The 20,650-nt window shown below is 63.9% G+C and carries 20 protein-coding genes; 10 read left to right on the top strand and 10 right to left on the bottom strand.

Features of this window, described 5'->3' with window-relative positions; genetic code table 11:
* Positions 1 to 61: 61 nt before the first annotated feature.
* Positions 62 to 2,329, bottom strand: coding sequence for an NADP-dependent malic enzyme (locus tag LZA78_RS11930; protein ID WP_233677164.1), 2,268 nt, complete (start codon positions 2,327 to 2,329; stop codon positions 62 to 64).
* A 112-nt stretch (positions 2,330 to 2,441) separates the two neighbouring features.
* Between LZA78_RS11930 and mutS the strand changes: the two genes are divergently transcribed.
* Entirely contained in the window at positions 2,442 to 5,081 is a 2,640-nt protein-coding gene (gene mutS, locus LZA78_RS11925) for a DNA mismatch repair protein MutS (protein ID WP_233677163.1), read from the top strand.
* Positions 5,082 to 5,141: 60 nt separating this feature from the next.
* On the opposite strand, the gene LZA78_RS11920 is transcribed toward mutS, so the two are convergent.
* On the bottom strand, positions 5,142 to 5,690 hold the full coding sequence (locus tag LZA78_RS11920; RefSeq protein WP_233677162.1) for a nucleotide exchange factor GrpE: 549 nt from the start codon (positions 5,688 to 5,690) through the stop codon (positions 5,142 to 5,144).
* A 5-nt stretch (positions 5,691 to 5,695) separates the two neighbouring features.
* Positions 5,696 to 6,754, bottom strand: coding sequence for a heat-inducible transcriptional repressor HrcA (gene hrcA, locus LZA78_RS11915; protein ID WP_233677161.1), 1,059 nt, complete (start codon positions 6,752 to 6,754; stop codon positions 5,696 to 5,698).
* Positions 6,755 to 6,873: 119 nt separating this feature from the next.
* Here hrcA and rph point away from each other — a divergent pair, with 119 nt between their 5' ends.
* Genes rph through LZA78_RS11890 form a run of 5 tightly spaced genes read left to right on the top strand, consistent with a single transcriptional unit; the run spans position 6,874 to position 10,084 of the window.
* Positions 6,874 to 7,587 carry a ribonuclease PH gene (gene rph / locus LZA78_RS11910; protein WP_233677160.1) on the top strand — a complete coding sequence of 238 codons (714 nt, stop codon included), beginning with the start codon at positions 6,874 to 6,876 and terminating at the stop codon, positions 7,585 to 7,587.
* Positions 7,584 to 8,192: an RdgB/HAM1 family non-canonical purine NTP pyrophosphatase gene (gene rdgB / locus LZA78_RS11905; RefSeq protein ID WP_233677159.1), complete on the top strand. Its 609-nt coding sequence runs from the start codon at positions 7,584 to 7,586 to the stop codon at positions 8,190 to 8,192. Before rph ends, rdgB begins: the two co-directional genes overlap by 4 nt.
* 1 nt (position 8,193) lies before the next feature.
* Positions 8,194 to 8,577, top strand: a complete 384-nt coding sequence (locus tag LZA78_RS11900) for a RidA family protein (RefSeq protein ID WP_233677158.1) — start codon at positions 8,194 to 8,196, stop codon at positions 8,575 to 8,577.
* Positions 8,574 to 9,731, top strand: coding sequence for a radical SAM family heme chaperone HemW (hemW, locus tag LZA78_RS11895; protein WP_233677157.1), 1,158 nt, complete (start codon positions 8,574 to 8,576; stop codon positions 9,729 to 9,731). Before LZA78_RS11900 ends, hemW begins: the two co-directional genes overlap by 4 nt.
* On the top strand, positions 9,731 to 10,084 hold the full coding sequence (locus tag LZA78_RS11890) for a YbaN family protein (protein WP_233677156.1): 354 nt from the start codon (positions 9,731 to 9,733) through the stop codon (positions 10,082 to 10,084). Before hemW ends, LZA78_RS11890 begins: the two co-directional genes overlap by 1 nt.
* A gap of 3 nt (positions 10,085 to 10,087) precedes the next feature.
* Here the strand turns inward: LZA78_RS11890 and LZA78_RS11885 are convergent, their stop codons facing one another.
* The 7 genes from LZA78_RS11885 to LZA78_RS11855 form a co-directional block, all read right to left on the bottom strand.
* On the bottom strand, positions 10,088 to 10,990 hold the full coding sequence (locus tag LZA78_RS11885) for a ParB/RepB/Spo0J family partition protein (RefSeq protein WP_233677155.1): 903 nt from the start codon (positions 10,988 to 10,990) through the stop codon (positions 10,088 to 10,090).
* Between the two features lie 4 nt (positions 10,991 to 10,994).
* Positions 10,995 to 11,810 carry a ParA family protein gene (locus LZA78_RS11880; RefSeq protein WP_233677154.1) on the bottom strand — a complete coding sequence of 272 codons (816 nt, stop codon included), beginning with the start codon at positions 11,808 to 11,810 and terminating at the stop codon, positions 10,995 to 10,997.
* A complete protein-coding gene (gene rsmG, locus LZA78_RS11875; RefSeq protein ID WP_233677153.1) occupies positions 11,803 to 12,432 on the bottom strand; it encodes a 16S rRNA (guanine(527)-N(7))-methyltransferase RsmG in 630 nt (209 codons plus the stop codon). Before rsmG ends, LZA78_RS11880 begins: the two co-directional genes overlap by 8 nt.
* Positions 12,429 to 14,291 (bottom strand): tRNA uridine-5-carboxymethylaminomethyl(34) synthesis enzyme MnmG, encoded by a 1,863-nt coding sequence (gene mnmG, locus LZA78_RS11870; RefSeq protein WP_233677152.1) that lies wholly within the window; start codon positions 14,289 to 14,291, stop codon positions 12,429 to 12,431. Before mnmG ends, rsmG begins: the two co-directional genes overlap by 4 nt.
* 11 nt (positions 14,292 to 14,302) lie before the next feature.
* Positions 14,303 to 15,586, bottom strand: coding sequence for a tRNA uridine-5-carboxymethylaminomethyl(34) synthesis GTPase MnmE (gene mnmE, locus LZA78_RS11865; protein ID WP_233677151.1), 1,284 nt, complete (start codon positions 15,584 to 15,586; stop codon positions 14,303 to 14,305).
* Positions 15,587 to 15,601: 15 nt separating this feature from the next.
* Positions 15,602 to 16,873 (bottom strand): transcription termination factor Rho, encoded by a 1,272-nt coding sequence (gene rho / locus LZA78_RS11860; protein WP_233677150.1) that lies wholly within the window; start codon positions 16,871 to 16,873, stop codon positions 15,602 to 15,604.
* A 139-nt stretch (positions 16,874 to 17,012) separates the two neighbouring features.
* Entirely contained in the window at positions 17,013 to 17,477 is a 465-nt protein-coding gene (locus tag LZA78_RS11855; RefSeq protein ID WP_233677149.1) for a CopD family protein, read from the bottom strand.
* Positions 17,478 to 17,875: 398 nt separating this feature from the next.
* On the opposite strand from LZA78_RS11855, the gene LZA78_RS11850 reads away from it, so the two are divergent.
* From LZA78_RS11850 to dnaQ, 4 genes are read left to right on the top strand one after another with little or no spacing between them, the layout of a single operon-like run.
* Positions 17,876 to 18,475: a Maf family protein gene (locus tag LZA78_RS11850; protein WP_233677148.1), complete on the top strand. Its 600-nt coding sequence runs from the start codon at positions 17,876 to 17,878 to the stop codon at positions 18,473 to 18,475.
* Positions 18,472 to 19,311 (top strand): shikimate dehydrogenase, encoded by an 840-nt coding sequence (locus tag LZA78_RS11845; RefSeq protein ID WP_233677147.1) that lies wholly within the window; start codon positions 18,472 to 18,474, stop codon positions 19,309 to 19,311. Before LZA78_RS11850 ends, LZA78_RS11845 begins: the two co-directional genes overlap by 4 nt.
* Entirely contained in the window at positions 19,308 to 19,904 is a 597-nt protein-coding gene (gene coaE / locus LZA78_RS11840; protein WP_233677146.1) for a dephospho-CoA kinase, read from the top strand. Before LZA78_RS11845 ends, coaE begins: the two co-directional genes overlap by 4 nt.
* A complete protein-coding gene (gene dnaQ / locus LZA78_RS11835; RefSeq protein ID WP_233677145.1) occupies positions 19,897 to 20,592 on the top strand; it encodes a DNA polymerase III subunit epsilon in 696 nt (231 codons plus the stop codon). Before coaE ends, dnaQ begins: the two co-directional genes overlap by 8 nt.
* Positions 20,593 to 20,650 lie beyond the last annotated feature (58 nt).

The following is a 20,650-nucleotide window of genomic DNA, read 5'->3' as shown; positions in this document are numbered from 1 at the left end:
CCCCCGTTGCTGTCGCAACTATCCACAGGGCGGCGGGGGCGGTAAAGCCCCCGGCAATCTGTTACTTCGCCTGACCCAGACGGCAGGCCGCGATGGCCGCCATGTTCAGGATGTCGTTCACCGTCGACACGGTCGAGCAGATCTGCAGCGGCGCCGGAACGCCCGTCAGGATCGGGCCGATCACGGTTGCCCCGCCCATTTCCTGCATCAGCTTGACCGAGATTGAGGCCGAGTGCCGCGCCGGAACGACCAGCACGTTGGCCGGACCCGACAGGCGGCAGAACGGATATTGCGCCATGGCCTCGGGGTTGAGCGCCACATCGACCGCCATTTCGCCATCGTATTCGAAATCCGCCCCGCGCGCGTCCAAGATCCGCGGCGCCTCATGCATTTTCGAGGCGCGCTCGGACACCGGATAGCCGAAGGTCGAGAACGAAACGAAGGCCACGCGCGGCTCAAGCCCCAGCGCACGGGCAACCTGCGCGCCACGGGTGGCGATGTCGGCCAAATCGTGCTCGTTCGGCCATTCGTGCACCAGCGTATCGCCGATCAGCACAATGCGCCCCTTGCTAAGCAGTGCCGTAATCCCCACCGCGCCGTCCGAGGGCTTGGCGTCGAAGACCTTGTTGATCAGTTCAAGCACATGGGCCGACTTGCGGGTCACCCCGGTGATCATCCCGTCGCCATGGCCATGCGCCAGCATCAGCGCGGCAAAGACGTGCCGGTCGCGCATCGCCAGTTTATGCGCATCGTGCCGGTCAAAGCCGCGGCGCTGCAGGCGCTTGTACAGGAATTCCTTGTAGGTCTCGATGTGCTTCGAGTTGGCCGAGTTGACGATGGTCAGCTCGCGATAGGCATCGCCCAGACCGGCGGCCTCAAGCTTTTCGCGCACGTCATGCTCGCGTCCGACCACCAGCGCACGGCCCATGCCACCGCGCTGATAGGCAACTGCGGCACGCAGCACGCGCGGATCGTCACCCTCGGCAAAGATCATCTTGGCCTGCGCCTGACGCGCGCGGGCGTGGATGCCTTGCAGGATCGAGGCGGTCGGGTCCATCCGCGCCTTGAGGCTATGGGTATAGCCGTCCATGTCGATGATCGGGCGCCGCGCAACGCCGGTATCCATCCCGGCCCGCGCCACCGCCGGCGGGATCACATGGATCAGGCGCGGGTCGAAGGGCGTCGGGATGATGTAGTCGCGGCCAAAGCTGAGCTTGCGGCCATAAGCCATGGCGACCTCGTCGGGCACGTCCTCGCGCGCCAGATCGGCCAGCGCACGGGCACAGGCGATCTTCATTTCGTCATTGATCGCGCGGGCGTGGATGTCGAGCGCACCACGGAACAGATAGGGGAAGCCCAGGACGTTGTTCACCTGGTTCGGGTAATCAGAGCGGCCGGTGGCGACAATCGCATCCTCGCGCACCTCATGCGCCTCTTCGGGGGTGATCTCGGGGTCCGGGTTGGCCATGGCGAAAATGACCGGGTTATCGGCCATCGAGGCGACCATCTCCTGCGTCACCGCCCCCTTGGCCGAAACGCCCAGGAACACGTCGGCGCCCACCATCGCCTCTTCCAGCGTGCGCGCCTCGGTATTGGCGGCATGGGCCGATTTCCACTGATTCATACCCTCGGTGCGGCCCTGATAGATCACGCCCTTGGTGTCGCACATGATGCAATTGTCATGCCGCGCGCCCATCGCCTTGATCAGCTCAAGACAGGCGATGCCCGCTGCGCCCGCGCCGTTCAGAACGATCTTGCAGTCCTCGATCTTCTTGCCCGAGATTTCGAGCGCGTTGATCAGGCCTGCCGCGCAGATCACGGCGGTGCCGTGCTGGTCGTCATGGAACACCGGAATGTCCATGATTTCCTTCAGGCGCTGCTCGATGATGAAGCATTCGGGCGCCTTGATGTCCTCAAGGTTGATGCCGCCGAAGGTCGGGCCCATCAGACGGACGGCCTGGATGATCTCATCCGGGTCCTCGGTATCCAGTTCGATGTCGATCGCGTTCACGTCGGCGAAGCGCTTGAAGAGAACCGCCTTGCCCTCCATCACCGGTTTCGAGGCCAGCGCGCCCAAATTGCCAAGCCCGAGGATCGCCGTGCCGTTCGACACGACCGCCACCATGTTGCCCTTGACGGTATAATCATAGGCGGTCTCGGGGCGCTCGGCGATGGCCTGAACCGGAACCGCAACGCCGGGGCTGTAGGCCAGACTCAGATCCCGCTGAGTGGTCATCGGCTTCGAAGCCGTGATGTCGTATTTCCCCGGGCGCGGATCGAGGTGATAAGCCAGCGCCTCTTCGGGCGTGATACGGTTCTTGGTGGACATTGGGCCAATCCTCCTGCAGGCCCGCCTCTCTTAGCGATTTGCCCTCGGCGTCTCAATGGATTTGCAGAGGTTTTCGCCGTTTTGTAGGGTCTGGCGAAAGGCAGGGGGAAGAATGTCCGAGCAAACCGTCACGCCCATGATGGCGCAGTATCTCTCGATCCGCGAGGCGAACCCCGGCGCGCTTCTGTTTTACCGGATGGGCGATTTCTACGAGATGTTCTTCGACGATGCCGTCGCGGCGGCCGCGGCGCTTGATATCGCGCTGACCAAACGCGGGATGCATCTGGGCGAAGAGATCCCGATGTGCGGCGTGCCGGTGCACGCGGCCGAGGGCTATCTGCTGACGCTGATCCGCAAGGGCTTTCGCGTGGCCATCGCCGAGCAGCTCGAAGATCCGGCCGAGGCGAAGAAGCGCGGTTCGAAATCCGTGGTCAAGCGCGACGTGGTGCGGCTGGTCACCCCCGGCACGCTGACCGAGGAAAGCCTGCTCGAAGCCCGCCGCCACAACTTCCTCGCCGCCTGGGCCGAGGTGCGCGATGAGGGCGCGCTGGCCTGGGTGGATATCTCGACCGGCGATTTCCGCGTCATGCCCTGCCCGCTAACGCGCCTTGGCCCCGAACTTGCCCGGCTTAGCCCGCGCGAGGTTCTGGTCAGCGACGTCAAAGAGGCCGATTGCGCCGAAATCGTCTCTGATTTGCGCGCCTCGATGACCCCGCTGGCGCGCTCAAGCTTTGACAGCCAGGGCGCCGAAAAGCGGCTGTGTGATCTATTCGCAGTGGGCTCGCTTGAGGCCTTCGGTACCTTTACCCGCGCCGAAGTTTCCGCCATGGGCGCGATTGTCGATTACCTCGACCTGACGCAACGCGGAAAACTGCCGCTGCTGCGCCGCCCCGTGCGCGAGGATGCCGGGCGCCTGATGCAGATCGACGCCGCCACCCGGCGCAACCTTGAACTGACGCAAGCCCTTTCGGGCGGGCGCGAGGGATCGCTTTTGACGACCATTGACCGCACTCTCACCGCAGGCGGCGCGCGTCTGTTGGAACGTCGCATCTCCGCCCCCTCGCGCGACCTCGATCAGATCCACGCGCGCCACGCTTCGATCTCTTTTCTGCTGGAACAGGGTCGATTTGCGCAGGATCTGCGTGCCGATCTGCGCCGCTGCCCCGATATGGACCGCGCGCTTTCGCGCCTGGCCATGGATCGCGGCGGCCCGCGCGACATGGCCGCCATCCGCAATGGCCTCGGTCAGGCGCTGACGCTAGCCGAACGGCTTGAAAACTCCGAAGCCCCCGCGCTTTTGCGCGATGCGGCCAGCGCGCTGGTCGGACATGACGACCTCGTGGCACTGCTTGACGCCGCGCTGGTGGCCGAGCCGCCCCTGCTTGCCCGCGACGGCGGCTTTATCGCGCCGGGCTATGACGACGAACTCGACCAGACCCGGCAGTTGCGCGACGAAGGCCGCAGCGTCGTCGCCCGGATGCAAGCGCAATACAGCGACGAGGCTGGCATCCCGAGCCTCAAGATCAAGCACAACAACGTTCTGGGCTATTTCATCGAGGTCACCTCGACCCATGCAGAGAAGATGCTGGCCCCGCCGCTCAACGAAAGCTTCATCCACCGCCAGACCACGGCGAACCAGGTGCGCTTCACGACCGTCGCGCTAAGCGAGCTGGAAACCCGCATCCTGAACGCCGGGAACCACGCGCTCGAGATCGAAAAGCGGCTCTATGACAGCCTGAAAGGCGCCATTCTTGCCCATTCCGGCCCGATCGGCGAGGCCTCCCGCGCGCTGGCCGAGATTGACCTTGCTACCGCCTTCGCCGACCTCGCGGCGGGTGAAGGCTGGGTCGAACCCACGGTAGACAACTCCCGCGCCTTCGAGATCGAGGGCGGCCGCCACCCGGTTGTCGAGGCCTCGCTCAAACGTGGGGGCGAGCCCTTCATCGCCAACGATTGCGGCCTGACCAGCGGTGACACCCCGGCGATCTGGCTGCTCACCGGCCCGAACATGGCGGGTAAATCGACCTTCCTGCGGCAAAACGCGATCATCGCGCTTCTGGCCCAGGCGGGCAGCTTCGTGCCCGCGCGCCGCGCCCATATCGGCCTTGTCAGCCAGCTCTTCAGCCGCGTCGGCGCCGCCGATGACCTCGCCCGCGGCCGCTCGACCTTCATGGTCGAAATGGTCGAAACCGCCGCCATCCTCAATCAGGCCGATGATCGCGCGCTGGTCATCCTCGACGAGATCGGCCGCGGAACCGCCACCTATGACGGCCTCTCGATCGCCTGGGCGGTGATGGAGCATTTGCACGGCGTGAACCGCTGCCGCGCCCTCTTCGCCACCCATTACCACGAAATGACGGCGCTTTCCGCCAAACTGCACGGCGTCGAAAACGCCACCGTCACCGTCAAGGAATGGGAGGGCGAGGTCATCTTCCTGCATGAGGTCCGCAAGGGCGCCGCCGACCGCTCCTACGGCGTTCAGGTCGCGCGCCTCGCGGGTCTGCCGGATTCGGTCGTCGCCCGCGCCCGTGTGGTGCTCGATGCGCTGGAAAAAGGCGAACGCGAAGGCGGCGCGAAGAAACAGATGATGATCGACGATCTGCCGCTTTTCTCGGCCGCAACCCCGCCGCCCGCGCCCGCCAAAGGCCCCTCACCGGTCGAAGAACGCCTCCGCGCGCTCCACCCGGATGAGATGACCCCGCGCGAGGCCATGGACGCGCTCTACGCGCTCCGCGCCCTGCTCAAGGACTGATTTCTTCTTGGGATAAATACCTTGCGGGGGTCCGGGGGCGCAAAGCCCCCGGCCTCTCCATCAGCTCTTCGGCATCGAGGAAACGCCAACCTTGGCCGGGCGCAGCAGGCGATCATGCAGCTGGAAGCCGTCATCCATCACCTGGATGATATCGCCAGCAACGGTCCCCGGCACGGGCGCCTCGAACATCGCCTCGTGCAGCAGCGGGTCGAACTTGTCGCCGACCTTGGGCGAAATCGCCTTGATCCCGTGACGGCCGAACACGTTCAGAAGCTCGCGCTGCGTCAGTTCGACGCCCTCGATCAGCGGCCCGGCCTGCGCACGCAGCTCATCCGTCGCCGCTTCAAGCGCGCGCTTGAGCGCATCGAACACCGGCAGCATGTCACGCGCGAGCTTCGAGCCGCCATAATTCTCGGCCTCGCGGCGGTCACGATCCGCCCGCTTGCGCGAGTTTTCCGCATCGGCCAACGCGCGCATGAAGCGGTCGCGCATCTCGTCGCGCTCGGCCCGCAGCGCTTCCAACTCGTCCACGGCCTCGTCGAGAACATCCTCGAACGTTTCCTCGACCTGCGCCTGATCCTCGGCCATTTCGTCTTTCTTCTCGCTCATGCGTCTCATCCTTTGCCCCGGCCGGACAGCATCCGCCCGACCAGTTGCGCTGTATAATCCACGATCGGCACGATCCGCCCGTAATTGAGCCGCGTGGGTCCGATGACCCCTACCGCGCCGATGATCTTTCGATCCGCGTTCATATAGGGAGAGACGACCAAAGAGGAACCCGAAAGTGAAAAAAGCTTGTTCTCGGAACCGATAAAAATACGCACACCATCGCCGGTTTCAGCCAGATCGAGGAACTCCGCGATGTCGCGCTTGCGCTCAAGGTCGTCAAACAGGCTGCGCACGCGCTCCAGGTCGAGCTCATCCCCCAGCAGGTTCGCGCGCCCGCGCACGATCAGCCGCTCGTAGGATTCGCCCTTGTTTTCCCATTGCGCCAGTCCCGCCTCGACCAGATCGGCGGCCAGCCGGTCCAACTCTTGTCGGCGCAAGGCGATCTGCCGCGTGATATGCTCGCGCAGCTCGGACAGAGTGCGCCCCTCGGCCATGGCATTAAGGAAATTCGCGGCCTCCCGCATCGAGGAGGGCGTTTGCCCCATCGGCGGGGTGAAAACCCGGTTCTCGACCTGCCCGTCGGCAAAGACCAGAACCACCAGCGCCCGATCCGCGCCAAGCGCGACGAACTCGATATGCCGGATCGGCGCCTCGTGCTTGGGTGTCAGCACAAGGCTTGCGCCATGGGTAATCCCTGAAAGCGCGGACCCCACGCGGTCCAACAGCGTGCCCACATCGGCATCGCCACCCACCGTCGCCTCGATCGCCGCGCGATCTGACGCCGCAGGCTCGCTAATCTCCATCAGCCCATCGACAAACATCCGCAGCCCCATCTGCGTCGGGATGCGCCCGGCCGAGACATGCGGGCTGCCCAGAAGGCCGAGATACTCGAGATCCTGCATCACGTTGCGGATCGTCGCCGCCGAGAGCTTCTCGCTCATGGTGCGGGTCAGGCTGCGCGAGCCGACCGGATCGCCGGTTTCCAGATAGCTTTCGACCACGCGGCGAAACACCTCGCGCGAGCGGTCGTTCAACTCGGTCAGGATTTGCGTCTGTTCGGTCATCTGCGGGCTCATAGGTGCAGAGTAAAGGCTGCCAGCGGGGCCGCGTCAATCACGCCTTCGGGGCTTGCATCGCGAGGCCGGGGGCCTCAAATGGGACAAAACACACGAAAGGACCGATCATGCGCCCCTCCGGACGGAATTTAAGCGAAATGCGCCCGATTTCAATCGAGACCGGCGTGACGAAACATGCCGAAGGGTCGTGCCTGATCAAGGTGGGCGACACGCATGTTCTGTGCACCGCCACGATCGAGGATCGCGCGCCGTCGTTCCTCAAGGGGTCTGGCCTTGGCTGGGTCACCGCCGAATACGGGATGCTGCCGCGCGCCACCAATTCGCGCAACCGGCGCGAGGCGGCAGCTGGCAAGCAATCGGGCCGCACCCAGGAAATCCAGCGCCTAATCGGGCGCTCGCTGCGCGCGGGCGTTGACCGCGTGGCATTTGGCGAGCGTCAGATTGTCGTTGATTGCGATGTGATTCAGGCCGATGGCGGCACGCGCTGCGCCTCGATCACCGGGGGTTGGGTTGCGCTGCGCCTTGCGGTGAACAAGCTTCTAAAGGCCGGGCTGATCACTTCGGACCCGCTGGTCGACCACGTCGCGGCGGTGTCCTGCGGGATTTACGCCGGTCAGGCCGTCTGCGATCTGGATTACGCCGAGGACAGCGAGGCGGGCACCGATGGCAACTTCATCATGACCGGATCGCGCAAGCTGATCGAGGTGCAGATGTCGGCCGAGGGCGCCACCTTCTCGCGCGATCAGATGAACCAGCTGATGGATCTGGCTGAGGCAGGGATCGACGCGCTGGTCGCCGCGCAAAAGGCCGCCGTGGCATGAGAAAGTTCACCGACCGCAAGCTGCTGGTGGCGACGCATAACAAGGGCAAGCTCGACGAGATGCGCGCCCTGTTGGCGCCCTATGGCATCGAGGTCGTCGGCGCGGGTGAGATGAACCTGCCCGAACCCGCCGAGACCGAGACGACATTCGTCGGCAATGCCCGGATCAAGGCCCATGCCGCCGCTAAGGCCACCGGCCTGCCCGCGCTTTCCGACGACAGCGGGATTGAGGTCGATGCGCTGGATGGTGCGCCCGGCGTTTTTACCGCCGATTGGGCTGAAACCCCGAACGGGCGCGATTTCGTGCGGGCGATGACGCGCACCTGGGCCGAGTGCGAGGCAAAATCCGCGCCCCTTCCGCGCACGGCACGCTTCCGCTCGACCCTCGTTCTGGCCTGGCCCGATGGTCATGACGAGGTCTTCGAGGGCAAGGCCGAGGGCCAACTGGTCTGGCCGATGCGCGGCCAGCAGGGCCATGGCTACGACCCGATGTTCCAGCCCGAGGGCCATGACATCACCTTTGCCGAGATGGACCCGGCGAAGAAAAACGAAATCAGCCACCGCGCTGACGCTTTCCGCAAACTTATTACCTGTTTCGAGGTCTGACATGAGCCAACGCAAGAACATCTCGGGCGGATCGCCCTATGAGCCGAAACTCGGCTATTCCCGCGCGGTGGTTCAGGGCGACTGGTGCTTTGTCGCCGGCACCACCGGCGTGGATCCGGTCACCAAGACCTTCCCCGACAGCGTGCTCGATCAGGCGCGCAACACGCTCGCCACGATCAAATCGGTGCTTGAGGGCGCAGGTTTCTCGCTCAATGACGTGGTGCGCGCCACCTACATCATCACCGACGGCGCCTATATGGAAGAAATCATCCCCGCGCTTTCGGAGACCTTCGGCGAGATCCGCCCCGCCGCCACGATGATGATCGCGGGGCTGGTGAATCCGGCGATGAAGATCGAAATCGAAGTCACGGCGTTCAAGGGATGACCGAAGACTGGCGCAACGGCGGGTTTGGGCTGTACCTGCACTGGCCGTTTTGCGCCTCGAAGTGTCCCTATTGCGATTTCAATAGCCATGTGGCCGCTGAAATCGACCAAAACCGCTGGAACAGAGCCTTTTTGGCCGAGATCGAGCGCGCCGGGGCGCAGACCGGGGACCGGGTGTTGAACTCGGTCTTTTTCGGCGGCGGCACGCCGTCGCTGATGGAGCCGCAGCTGGTCTCGGACATCCTCGACAAGGTGCGCGCGACCTGGCGGCTGGCCAATGATGTCGAGATCACGCTGGAGGCCAACCCCACCAGCATCGAATCCGGCCGCTTTAGCGCCTATGCCGAAGCCGGGGTCAATCGCGTCTCAATGGGAATGCAGGCGCTCAATGACGACGATCTGCGGCGGCTTGGGCGGATGCACAGCGTGGCCGAGGGGCGCGCCGCCTTCGATATCGCCCGCAAGCACTTCAACCGCGTGAGTTTCGACCTGATCTATGCCCGCCAGGATCAAGATCTGCCCGCGTGGGAGGCCGAACTGCGCGAGGCGCTGGCTATGGCGGTCGATCACTTCTCGATCTACCAACTGACGATCGAGGATGGCACGGCCTTCGGGCTGCGCCATGCCGCCGGAAAGCTGCGCGGCCTGCCCGATGACGACAAGGCCGCCGATATGTATCTGCGCACGCAGGAGATTTGCGAGGCGGCCGGACTGCCCGCCTATGAAGTGTCGAACCACGCTCGCCACGGCGCGGAAAGCCGTCACAACCTGATTTACTGGCGCTACGGCGATTATGTCGGCATCGGTCCCGGCGCGCATGGCCGCCTGACGCTGGACGGCCAGCGCCACGCAACCGATACCGAGAAAATGCCCGCCCGCTGGCTCTCGCTGGTCGAAGAGCACGGCTCGGGCGAGACCCTGCGCGAGGCGCTGCCTTTCGACGAACAGGCGATCGAGTTTCTGCTGTTCGGCCTGCGCCTTGCCGAAGGGATCGACCCCGCGCGCTATCGCGCCTTGAGCGGGCAGGATCTGGATGCGGCGAAGCTGGCCGCGCTGCAAGAAATCGGCATGATTACGCTGGAACAGGGTCGAATTCTGGTCACCAAGGAAGGCCGCGCCGTGCTGAACGCCGTTATACGGGAGCTGATGCCCTGATGCGTGTGCTCTGGCTCATCGGGGGGTCGATCAGCTTGGGGCTGGGGCTGCTGGGGGTATTCCTGCCATTGCTGCCTACGGTTCCCTTCGTCCTGCTTGCGGCCTTCTGCTTTGCGCGATCCTCTGAGAGGCTGCATGACTGGATGCTCGAACACCCGAAATTCGGCCCCGCCATCGCGGATTGGCGCGATCGGGGGGCGATTTCGGCGCGTGGCAAATGGGCCGCGACGATCTCGATCATCGCGAGCCTCATCCTGGCGGTAATCCTGGACTTTCCGGTGAAGGTTCTGGCGGTTCAGGCCGTCGCCCTCGCGGGCGTCAGCCTGTTCATCTGGACCCGCCCGAACAGCTAGGCCTTAGCGCAGCGCGCTGAGAAGCTGGCAGATCTGGTCCAGCTCATCTAGATCCCGGTATTGGATCGAGAGCTGACCGCCCTCCTCTCCCTTGTGGTCGATATTGACCCGCATACCAAGTGTTGCGGAGAGATCCGATTCCAGCGCCCGCGTATCGGCGTCCTTCTCGGGCGCCCGCTTGACCGAGCCGCCACCCGAGGAACGGCCGGGGTTCGGCGCATCCTGCTTGGCAAGGCGCTCGACCTCGCGCACGGACAGGCCCCTTTCGACCGCCTCACGCGCCAGTTTGACCGGATCGGGCGCGGTGATCATCGCGCGCGCATGGCCCGCGGTCAGGCGGCCTTCGCGCAGCATTCCTTGCACCTCGTCGGGCAGTTGCAGCAGACGCAGCAGGTTCGCGATATGGCTGCGGCTTTTCGAAAGCGCCTCGGCCACCTTCTCTTGCGTATGGCCGAAGCGGTCCATCAGCTGACGATAGCCAAGCGCCTCTTCCAGCGGATTCAGATCGGCGCGCTGGATGTTCTCGATGATCGCGACCTCGAGAACCTCGGTATCGTCGAGTTCGCGAACAACCACCGGCAGCTCGTGCACCTGGGCCATCTGCGCCGCGCGCCAGCGACGTTCGCCGGCGATAATCTCGTAAGAGCCGGGCTTGCGCGGATGCGGGCGCACCAGAAGCGGCTGAATCACGCCTTTTTCACGGATCGAGGCGGCCAGTTCCTCCAGCGCCTCGGGCGAGAAATCGCGACGCGGCTGATCGGGGTTCGGCTCGATCTTCTCGACCGGGATCACATTCTCGGCCCGACGCGGCGCGGCCTCGGGTTCGGAGCGCGTCAGGTTCACATCGGCCATCAGCGCAGACAGCCCGCGGCCCAGTCCCCGGCGTTCGATTTTCTTGTCGCTCATATCCTCACCCCTTCTTGTCTGCCGCAAGGTGACGCGCGATCAGCTCATTCGCAAGGGCGCGATAGGCCTCGGACCCGCGCGAGGCGGTGTCGTATTGCAGCACCGGCAGCGCGTAGGACGGTGCTTCGGACACCCGAACATTGCGCGGAATCATCGTGCGGAACACGATTTCGCCCAAGGTCGCGCGGGCATCTGCCTCAACCTGTTGCGACAGGTTGTTGCGAACATCATACATCGTGAGGACAACGCCCTCGATCCGCAGCACGCGATTGGCGCTTTGCCGCACCTCGCGGATCGTCAGCATCAGCTGCGAAAGCCCTTCCAGCGCGAAGAATTCCGCCTGAAGCGGAACCAGCACCGAATGCGCGGCGACCATCGCGTTGACCGTCAGCAGGCTGAGCGAGGGCGGGCAGTCGATCAGCACGTAATCAAAGGCAAAGGCGTCGATATCCGGCTGGCGCAGCGCGTCGTGCAGCAGAAAGCTGCGCTTCTCAAGCGACACAAGCTCCATATCCGCCGAAGACAGATCGCTATTCGCCGGACTGATCCACAGCCCCGCGACGGCGGTTGGCAGGATCACATCCTTGAGCCGCGCATCGTCAAGCAGCAGATCATAGGTGCTGTGTTTGCGATCCTCAGGCTCAATCCCAAGCCCGGTCGAGGCGTTCCCCTGCGGGTCAAGATCGACCAGCAGCACGCGAAACCCCTGCTCGGCAAGGGCGGCGGCTAGGTTGATGGTCGTGGTGGTCTTGCCAACGCCCCCCTTCTGGTTCGCGACGGCAATGATTTTCGGCCCTGGCGGACGGGTCGGATCAGACACGCTGAACTCCTGTGATCTCGAGAATCGCGGCTTCGGGATCGGTCATGCTCGGATGGGTTTTGAGGGAAATGGACCAGCTTTTCCGGGCCTCGGCAAGCTCATCGCGCCACTTCGCGCCCTTCGGAAAAAAAGCGGTGCCGGAAGGCCGCAGGTGGCGTTCGGCAAAGCCCAAAAGCGCGTCAAGCGAGGCCAGGGCGCGGGCACTCAGGAAATCTGCGTCGAGGGGATCAACCTCTTCGATTCGCTTCGCAATGATCTGGGTGTTCAGCCCCAGATCGCGCGAAACCGTGGCGAGAAAAGCCGATTTGCGCCGGTCGCTTTCGACGAGCGTCACGGTCAGATCCGGCGCCAGCTCGGCCGCAATCGCGGCAATCACCAGCCCCGGAAAGCCGCCGCCGCTGCCCAGATCAACCCAATGCCCGGCGTGGGGCGCAGCCAGCGCGAAAACCTGCGCGGAATCGAGGAAATGCCGCTCCCACACCTGCGCGAGCGTTTGCGCGGAAACCAGATTGATCGCCGGATTCCACTTCTTCAGCAGCGCCTCATAGGCGTTCAGGCGGTCGAATGTTTCACGTGAAACATCGAGCACCGCGGCAAGCCGGGCTTCCTTCGGATCGCTCATGCGGTCTTCATCCGCCTGATTTGCCGCAGCTTGGCGAGGATCAGGGTCAGCGCGGCCGGGGTCACGCTATCGACGCGGGCGGCCTGCCCGAGCGTCTGCGGGCGGGCGCGCGACAGTTTCAGTTTGAGTTCGTTCGACAGGCCCGGCATGGATGCGTAATCGAAATCCGCCGGGATCTCCCAGTTTTCGTCGCGCTTCATCGCCTCGACGTCCCGTTCTTGCCGCGCCACATAATTCGCATAGAGCGCGTCCTTGGCAAGCTGGGCCGAGATCTCGGGGGCGAGTCCGTCAAGCTCGGGGAAGATCGACGCAAGATCGGGCAAGGCGATATCCGGGAATGAGAGCAACGTGAACACGCTGCGCCGCGCCCCGTCCTGATTGAGCGCAAAGCCACGCGCGGCGGCCTCGCGCGGGGTCAAGGTCAGCGATTCCATCAGGTCACGACCCGAGGCCAGCTGCTCCATTTTGCTCTCGAAGGCCGCCTGACGGGTTTCACCCACACAGCCCAGATCGAGACCAAAGCCGGTCAGGCGCTGGTCGGCATTGTCCGCCCGCAGCGACAAGCGGAATTCGGCGCGCGAGGTGAACATACGGTAGGGCTCGGTCACGCCGCGCGTCGTCAGATCGTCGATCATCACGCCGATATAGCTGTTGGTGCGGCTGAATTGCACGGGTTCCTGCCCTGCCGCCACCCGCGCGGCGTTCAGGCCTGCGACCAAGCCTTGCGCCGCCGCCTCTTCATAGCCAGTCGTGCCGTTGATCTGCCCCGCCAGGAACAGGCCCGGCTGGCTCCGCAACTCCAGACTTTGCGTCAAAGAGCGCGGATCGACGTAATCATATTCGATCGCGTATCCGGGCTGGAGGATCTTCACATCCTCCAGAGCGTAGATCGAGTGGACATAATCCTCCTGCACATCGACGGGCAGCGAGGTGGAGATTCCGTTCGGATAGACGGTGTGATCGTCCAGCCCCTCGGGTTCGAGAAAAATCTGGTGCGAGGTCTTGTCGGCAAACCGCACGATCTTGTCCTCGATCGAGGGGCAGTAGCGCGGCCCCACCCCCTCGATATGCCCGCCATACATGGCCGAGCGCGAAAGGTTGTCGCGGATGATCTGGTGCGTTTTCTCGTTCGTATGGGTGATCCCGCACGATATCTGTCGCACGAAGGGCGCGCGATGCAGGAAGGAGAACAACTCGGGCTCGTCATCGCCCGGCTGCATGTCTAGCAGTTCCCATTTGATCGTGCGGCCATCCAGACGCGGCGGCGTTCCGGTTTTCAGACGCCCGGTCTCGATCCCCAGATCGCGCAGGTTGTCGGCGAGCGAGATCGAGGGCTTGTCGCCCATCCGCCCGCCGGGTTGCTTTTGGTCGCCAATATGGATCAGCCCGCGCAGGAAGGTGCCGGTCGTCAGCACCACCGCTTTCGCCGGCAGTTCGGAGCCATCCGCCAGGCGCACACCTGTAATCCGGCCGCCCGTGGTCATGAAGCTCGCGGCCTCACCCTCGATCACATCAAGGTTCGGCTGCTCGGCCGTGAGGCCTTGCATCGCCAGACGATAAAGCTTGCGGTCGGCCTGCGTGCGTGGGCCCTGCACTGCCGGGCCCTTACGACGGTTCAAAAGGCGGAATTGGATGCCCGCCATATCCGCCGCGCGGCCCATGACGCCATCCATCGCATCGATCTCGCGCACCAGATGGCCCTTGCCCAGACCGCCGATCGCCGGGTTGCACGACATCACGCCAATCGCATCGGCGCGCAGCGTCACCAGCGCGGTGCGCGCACCCATGCGGGCCGCGGCATGCGCGGCCTCGGTTCCGGCGTGACCGCCCCCGACAACGATGACGTCAAAATGTTTCACGTGAAACACTCCTACTTGCCGATGCAAAAGCTGGCGAAGATCTCGTCAAGCAGGTGTTCTACATCCACCCGCCCCAACAGCGATTCGAGCGCCCGTGCCGCCTGCCGCAATCCTTCGGCCGCAAGCTCGGCCCGCTCGCCCCCGCGCAATACCTCATCTTGCGCTGATTCCAAAGCCCCAATAGCGCGGATCAGCGCATCACGATGGCGTTCCCGCGACATGACGCCCGCACCGCTCGCGCGCTCCGAAAGCCGCGCGGTGATTTCGGCGATCAACCGATCCAGCCCCTGCCCGGTCTTGCCCGAGATCGACAGCCCCTCCACCGGGTGCAGATCAGCCTTGCCATGCACGATCAGATCGCCGTCCTGCGGCTGGATCAGCGGAATCTCATCCTGATCGAGCAGGAAGATCCGCAGGTCGCATTGCCCGGCGCGGTCCAGCGCGCGGCGCACGCCGATGGCCTCAACGACATCGTCGGTTTCGCGCAGCCCGGCGGTATCGAGCAGCGTTACCGCCAGCCCGGCCAGGTCCATACGCACCTCGATCACATCGCGCGTCGTGCCCGCGATTTCCGAGGTGATCGCCGCCTCGCGCCCGGCCAGCGCGTTGAGCAGCGTGGACTTGCCCGCGTTCGGATTGCCGACGATGGCAACCTCGAACCCCTCGCGGATGCGTTCGGCCGCAGACAGCCGCGCCAGCTCGCGGCGAATATCCTGTGCTACGCCCCCAATCAGGTCGAGCACTTCGGGCGATACATCGACCGGCACCTCTTCATCGGCAAAGTCGATGGTCGCCTCGATCAGCGCCGCGGCGCGCACCAGCTTCGATCGCCATTGATCGACAACCTGCCCCACGGCCCCCGACAGAACCCGCAGCGCCTGCTTGCGCTGCGCCTCGGTCTCGGCGTCGATCAGATCGGCAAGCCCTTCGACCTGCGCCAGATCCAGCCGCCCGTTTTCCAGCGCGCGGCGGGTGAATTCACCAGGCTCGGCCAGGCGCAGCCCGTCGATCCGGCCAAGCGCCTGCAACACCGCCGCGACCGTGGCAATGGCGCCGTGTATATGCAGTTCGGCCACGTCCTCGCCGGTAAAGCTCGCGCCAGCCTGGAAGCACAGCACAACCGCCTCGTCGAGGTCTTCCGCCCCCAGCCGCAACCGCCGCAGCCCCGCCACGCGCGGCTCTGGCAGGTTGCCCGCCAGCGCCTCGGCCGCCACCCAGGCGCGCGGGCCCGAAATACGAATGACGGCCACCCCCGCCTTTCCGCGGGCGGTGGCCAGAGCAAAGATCGTGTCCATGAGCCCCTCCGGGCGTCAGCCGTTCATCGACTCGAAGAATTCGCCGTTGGTCTTGGTCTGCTTGAGCTTCGAGATCAGGAACTCGATCGCATCCGTGGTGCCCATCGGGTTGAGGATGCGGCGCAGCAGGTAGGTCTTTTGCAGATCCTTCTGATCGACCAGCAGGTCTTCCTTCCGGGTGCCGGACTTGAGAATGTCCATCGCCGGGAAGACGCGCTTGTCGGCCACCTTGCGGTCGAGCACAATCTCCGAGTTACCCGTGCCCTTGAATTCTTCGAAGATCACCTCGTCCATGCGCGAGCCGGTGTCGATCAGCGCGGTGGCGATGATGGTGAGCGATCCGCCCTCTTCGATATTGCGCGCCGCGCCGAAGAAGCGCTTGGGGCGTTGCAGAGCGTTGGCATCCACACCACCGGTCAGAACCTTGCCCGAGCTCGGCACGACGGTGTTATAGGCACGACCAAGTCTTGTGATCGAGTCAAGAAGGATCACAACATCTCGTTTATGCTCGACCAGACGCTTGGCTTTTTCGATGACCATCTCGGCCACAGCCACGTGGCGCGTCGCCGGTTCGTCGAAGGTGGACGAGATCACCTCCCCCTTCACCGAGCGCTGCATGTCGGTGACTTCCTCGGGGCGTTCGTCGATCAGCAGAACGATCAGGTAGCACTCAGGGTGGTTCTTCTCGATCGAGTGGGCGATGTTTTGCAGCAGCACCGTCTTACCGGTGCGCGGCGGCGCCACGATCAGCGAACGCTGGCCCTTCCCGATCGGGGCCACCAGGTCGATGATCCGGGCCGAGCGATCCTTGATCGTCGGATCCTCGATCTCCATCTTCAGACGCTCGTCCGGATAAAGCGGTGTCAGGTTGTCGAAGGCGACCTTGTGGCGCGCGCGCTCGGGGTCTTCGAAGTTGATCCGCTCGACGCCAGTCAGGGCGAAGTAACGCTCATTCTCGCCGGGGGCGCGGATGATACCTTCGACCGTGTCGCCGGTGCGCAGGCTGAAATGGCGGATCATTTCGGGCGAGACATAGATGTCATCGGGGCCGGGCAGGTAGTTCGCCTCGGGCGAGCGCAGGAAACCGAAGCCGTCCTGAAGCACCTCAAGCACGCCATCGCCGCCGATCACGATGTCGTCCTCGGCATGCTCCTTGAGGATCGAGAACATCATCTCGCCCTTGCGCATGGTCGAGGCGTTTTCAATCTCCCATTCCTCGGCCATGGCCAGCAGGTCCTTCGGGCTCTTGGCCTTCAGGTCAGAGAGGTTCAAGCGTTCAGTGCTCATGGGGAATCCCACCTTGTAACGGTGCCAGCACCGGCAGGGCCGGCGCGCATATCAGAGAAATATTCCGAAGAACCGATCGGCCGGACGGCCGGGGCTTGCCCCGCATTTACGCGCTCGGGGCTGTTGAGTCAACGAATGCTCAGAATTTCACGATCACCGAGATGACAATGACCACCATGAACAGCGTCGGAATCTCGTTCATCATGCGGTATTGGCGGCCGGTCAGCGTGTTCGTGCCAACGGCCAGCGCCTTGCGCTGACGCGCGCACCACATATGGAACCAGGTCATGCCCAGGATCGAGGCGGCCTTAGTCCAGGGCCAGACGCTGCCCCAATCGACGATCCCCGGTGTGAAGACCAGCATCAGCCCAAACAGCCAGCTCGCGATCAGCGAGGGGTTCATGATCGCCTTGAGCAGCAGCCGCTCCTGGTGCTGGAACAGAAGGTCCATGTCCGAGTCCCGCACCACACCCTGCTTTTTCAGCCCCTCGACGTGATAGACGTAAAGCCGCGGCAGGTAGAACAGGCCAGCCATCCAGGCGAGCACGGACATCATGTGAAAGCTCTTCACCCAAAGATAGTAGTCAGACAGGATGTCGGTCATGGGTCCCTCGCTTGCCGCAGGCTACTTCTAAATAAGATTCTTTATAAAAGAAAAGATGATGATGGATGTAGGCCCTGTGGGTGATGTGGATTACTGGGTTCTTCAACACTTATCCATAGTCTGGACAGATCTTCCGCCTATCAAAGCAGATTCTGTGGAAATCCCAGAAAATTATAATAAGAACAGTTTGTTACTGGATCTCTGGCGGTTGATATCTTTGCGCATAGCATGCGGTCAGTCTGTGGGCTGTGCAAAAATCCCACATTTTCCGCGAAGCCGGTCCCACAGGTGGAGAATTCGCGCCCTTCCTTGACAAAAGCCCCCGTGATTGGGGAGGAAATGAAACACACAATTGCGCCCACAGCCTTTCCCAAAGGCTTCTCCCGAGTTTTATCCACATGAGCCTGTCGCTGATCCTTGCCTCGCAATCCGCCATCCGCGCGCAGCTGTTGCGCAACGCGGGGCTCGTGGTGGAAACCCGCCCTGCCCGGATCGACGAAGAGATGATCCGCCATGCCCTAGAGGCCGAGGGCGCCACGCCCCGCGATCTGGCCGATACCTTGGCTGAGATGAAGGCTGCCAAGGTATCGGCCGCCAATCCGGGTGTGCTGACACTGGGGGCCGACCAGGTGCTGGAGTTGAAGGGCCGCATATTCGCGAAACCCGAAAGCCCCGAGGAAGCGGTCGAGCAGCTGCGCGATCTCTCGGGGCGCACGCATCGGCTGCTCTCGGCGCTGGTGGCGATGCGCGATGGCCGCCCGCTTTGGCGTCATGTGGCCGAGGTACGGCTGACCATGCATCCGCTGTCCGACGACTTCATCGCCGATTATGTCGCCCGCAACTGGGACAGCATCCGCCATGCGGTCGGCTGCTATAAGCTTGAAGAGGAAGGCGTGCGGCTTTTCTCGGGCCTAGAAGGCGACTACTTTGCCGTCCTAGGCCTGCCCCTGATCGAATTCCTGAACTGGCTGCGCGCCCGAGGAGAGCTGACGACATGACCGATCATCCCCGTATTCCCCTAGCCGGAGTGATCGGATCACCCATCGCCCATTCGCGCTCGCCCGCGCTGCATGGGTACTGGCTGAAGCATTACGGCATCAAGGGACATTACATCCCGATGGATGTCGCCGCCGAAGATCTGGAGACCGTGCTGCGCACCCTGCCCAAGGCGGGCTTTGTCGGTTGCAACGTGACCATCCCACATAAAGAGGCCGCGCTGGCGATTGCCGATGTTGTCTCGGACCGCGCGGCGTTGATCGGGGCGGCGAATACGCTGATCTTCCGCCCCGATGGCAAGATCCATGCGGACAATACCGACGGTTACGGCTTTATCGCCAATCTGCGCGATGGTGCGCCGGGCTGGCAGCCGGGCGCGGGCCCCGCGGCCGTGATCGGTGCGGGTGGCGCGGCGCGTGCCATCGTCGCCTCGCTCCTCGAGGTCGGCTGCCCCGAGGTGCGCATTGCCAACCGCACCCGCGCCAGGGCCGAGAACCTGCGCACCGAATTTGGCGCCCGCGTCGTCGTCTATGACTGGGTGCAGGCGGGAAATATGCTCGAAGGCGCGGCGACCGTGGTGAATACCTCGTCGCTTGGCATGGACGGCAAGGCCGATTTCCGCGTGCCGCTCGATGCGCTTTCGCCCACCGCAGTGGTTACCGATATCGTTTACACCCCGCTCCGCACGCGTCTTCTGCAAGAGGCCGAGGCGATAGGCTGTGTGACGGTCGATGGGCTTGGGATGCTGCTGCATCAGGCCGTGCCGGGGTTTGAGCGCTGGTTCGGCCGCCGCCCGGAGGTCACGCAGGATCTGCGCGACGCGGTCCTGAGCGCATGAGCCGCCCTTTCCTTCTGGGTCTGACCGGCTCCATCGGTATGGGCAAATCCACGACCGCGCAGATGTTTGCTGCGGAAGGCGTGCCGGTCTGGGATGCCGATGCCACAGTGCATGCGCTTTACGCCCCGGGTGGCGCGGCGGTGGCCCCGATTGCGGCGGCCTTTCCCGGTGTCATTGTCGCGGGCGCGGTCGATCGCGCCCGGCTGCGCGAGGTGTTGCAGGCTGATAAGCAGGCGCTGACCCGGCTGGAATCCATAGTTCACCCGCTGACCACGGCCTCGCGTCAGGCCTTCATCGCAGATCACGCCGATGCCGATCTGATCCTGCTCGATATTCCCCTGATGTATGAAACCGGCGCCGATGCGGCCTGCGATGCGGTGCTGGTGGTCTCGGCCCCGCCCGAGGTGCAGCGCGCCCGCGTTCTGGCGCGTGGACAGATGAGCGAAGAGCAACTGGCGATGATCCTGTCGCGCCAGATGCCCGATGCCGAGAAACGTGCACGCGCCGATCATGTGATCGAGACCCTGACGCTTGATCAGACCCGCGATGCTGTGCGACACCTGATTGCACAGATCAGGGGCCGCCATGCGTGAGATTGTTCTCGATACCGAAACAACGGGTTTCGAGCCCTCGGAAGGGCATCGGATCGTCGAGATCGGCGCGCTCGAGCTGTTCAACCACGTCCCAACCGGGCGCACCTATCACCAATATATCAACCCCGAACGCGCCATGCCGAAAGAGGCCTTCGAGGTTCACGGCCTTGGCGACGACTTTCTGCGCGACAAGCCCAAGTTCGCGCAGATCGCGAAGGATTTTCTGGATTTCATCGGCCCGGATTCGAAGCTGGTCATTCATAACGCCGCCTTCGACATGAAGTTCCTCAACGCCGAACTTAGCTGGGTGAAGAAGCCGTTGATCGCCAATGATCGCGCGCTCGACACGCTGATGATCGCACGGCGCAAATTTCCGGGCTCGCCCGCCTCGCTCGATGCGCTGTGCCGCCGCTTCGGGATCGACAACTCGGCGCGCACGCTGCACGGCGCGCTTCTCGACAGTGAAATCCTGGCCGAGGTGTATCTGGAACTGATCGGTGGCCGCCAGCCGGGGTTTGGCCTGTCGATCGAGGCCTCGGATGGCCAAGGACGGGGTGCAGCCGAGCAATGGCGCCCCCACGCCCGCCCCGCTCCCCTGCCCCCGCGCATCACCGAGGCCGAGGCCGAGGCGCACGCCGCCTTCGTCGCCAAGCTGGGCGATAGCGCGATCTGGAAGCGATTTGCCTGACCCAAGGGCCGCATTTTGCAATAAATGCGTTACAAAGGGCATTTTTCCCATTTAACCC

This window comes from Rhodobacter flavimaris (genome assembly GCF_021378075.1).
Classification (GTDB): Bacteria; Pseudomonadota; Alphaproteobacteria; order Rhodobacterales; family Rhodobacteraceae; genus Rhodobacter; species Rhodobacter flavimaris.
The sequence above is the reverse complement of the archived record's forward strand: the minus strand, read 5'-3'. Positions and strand labels throughout refer to the sequence as shown.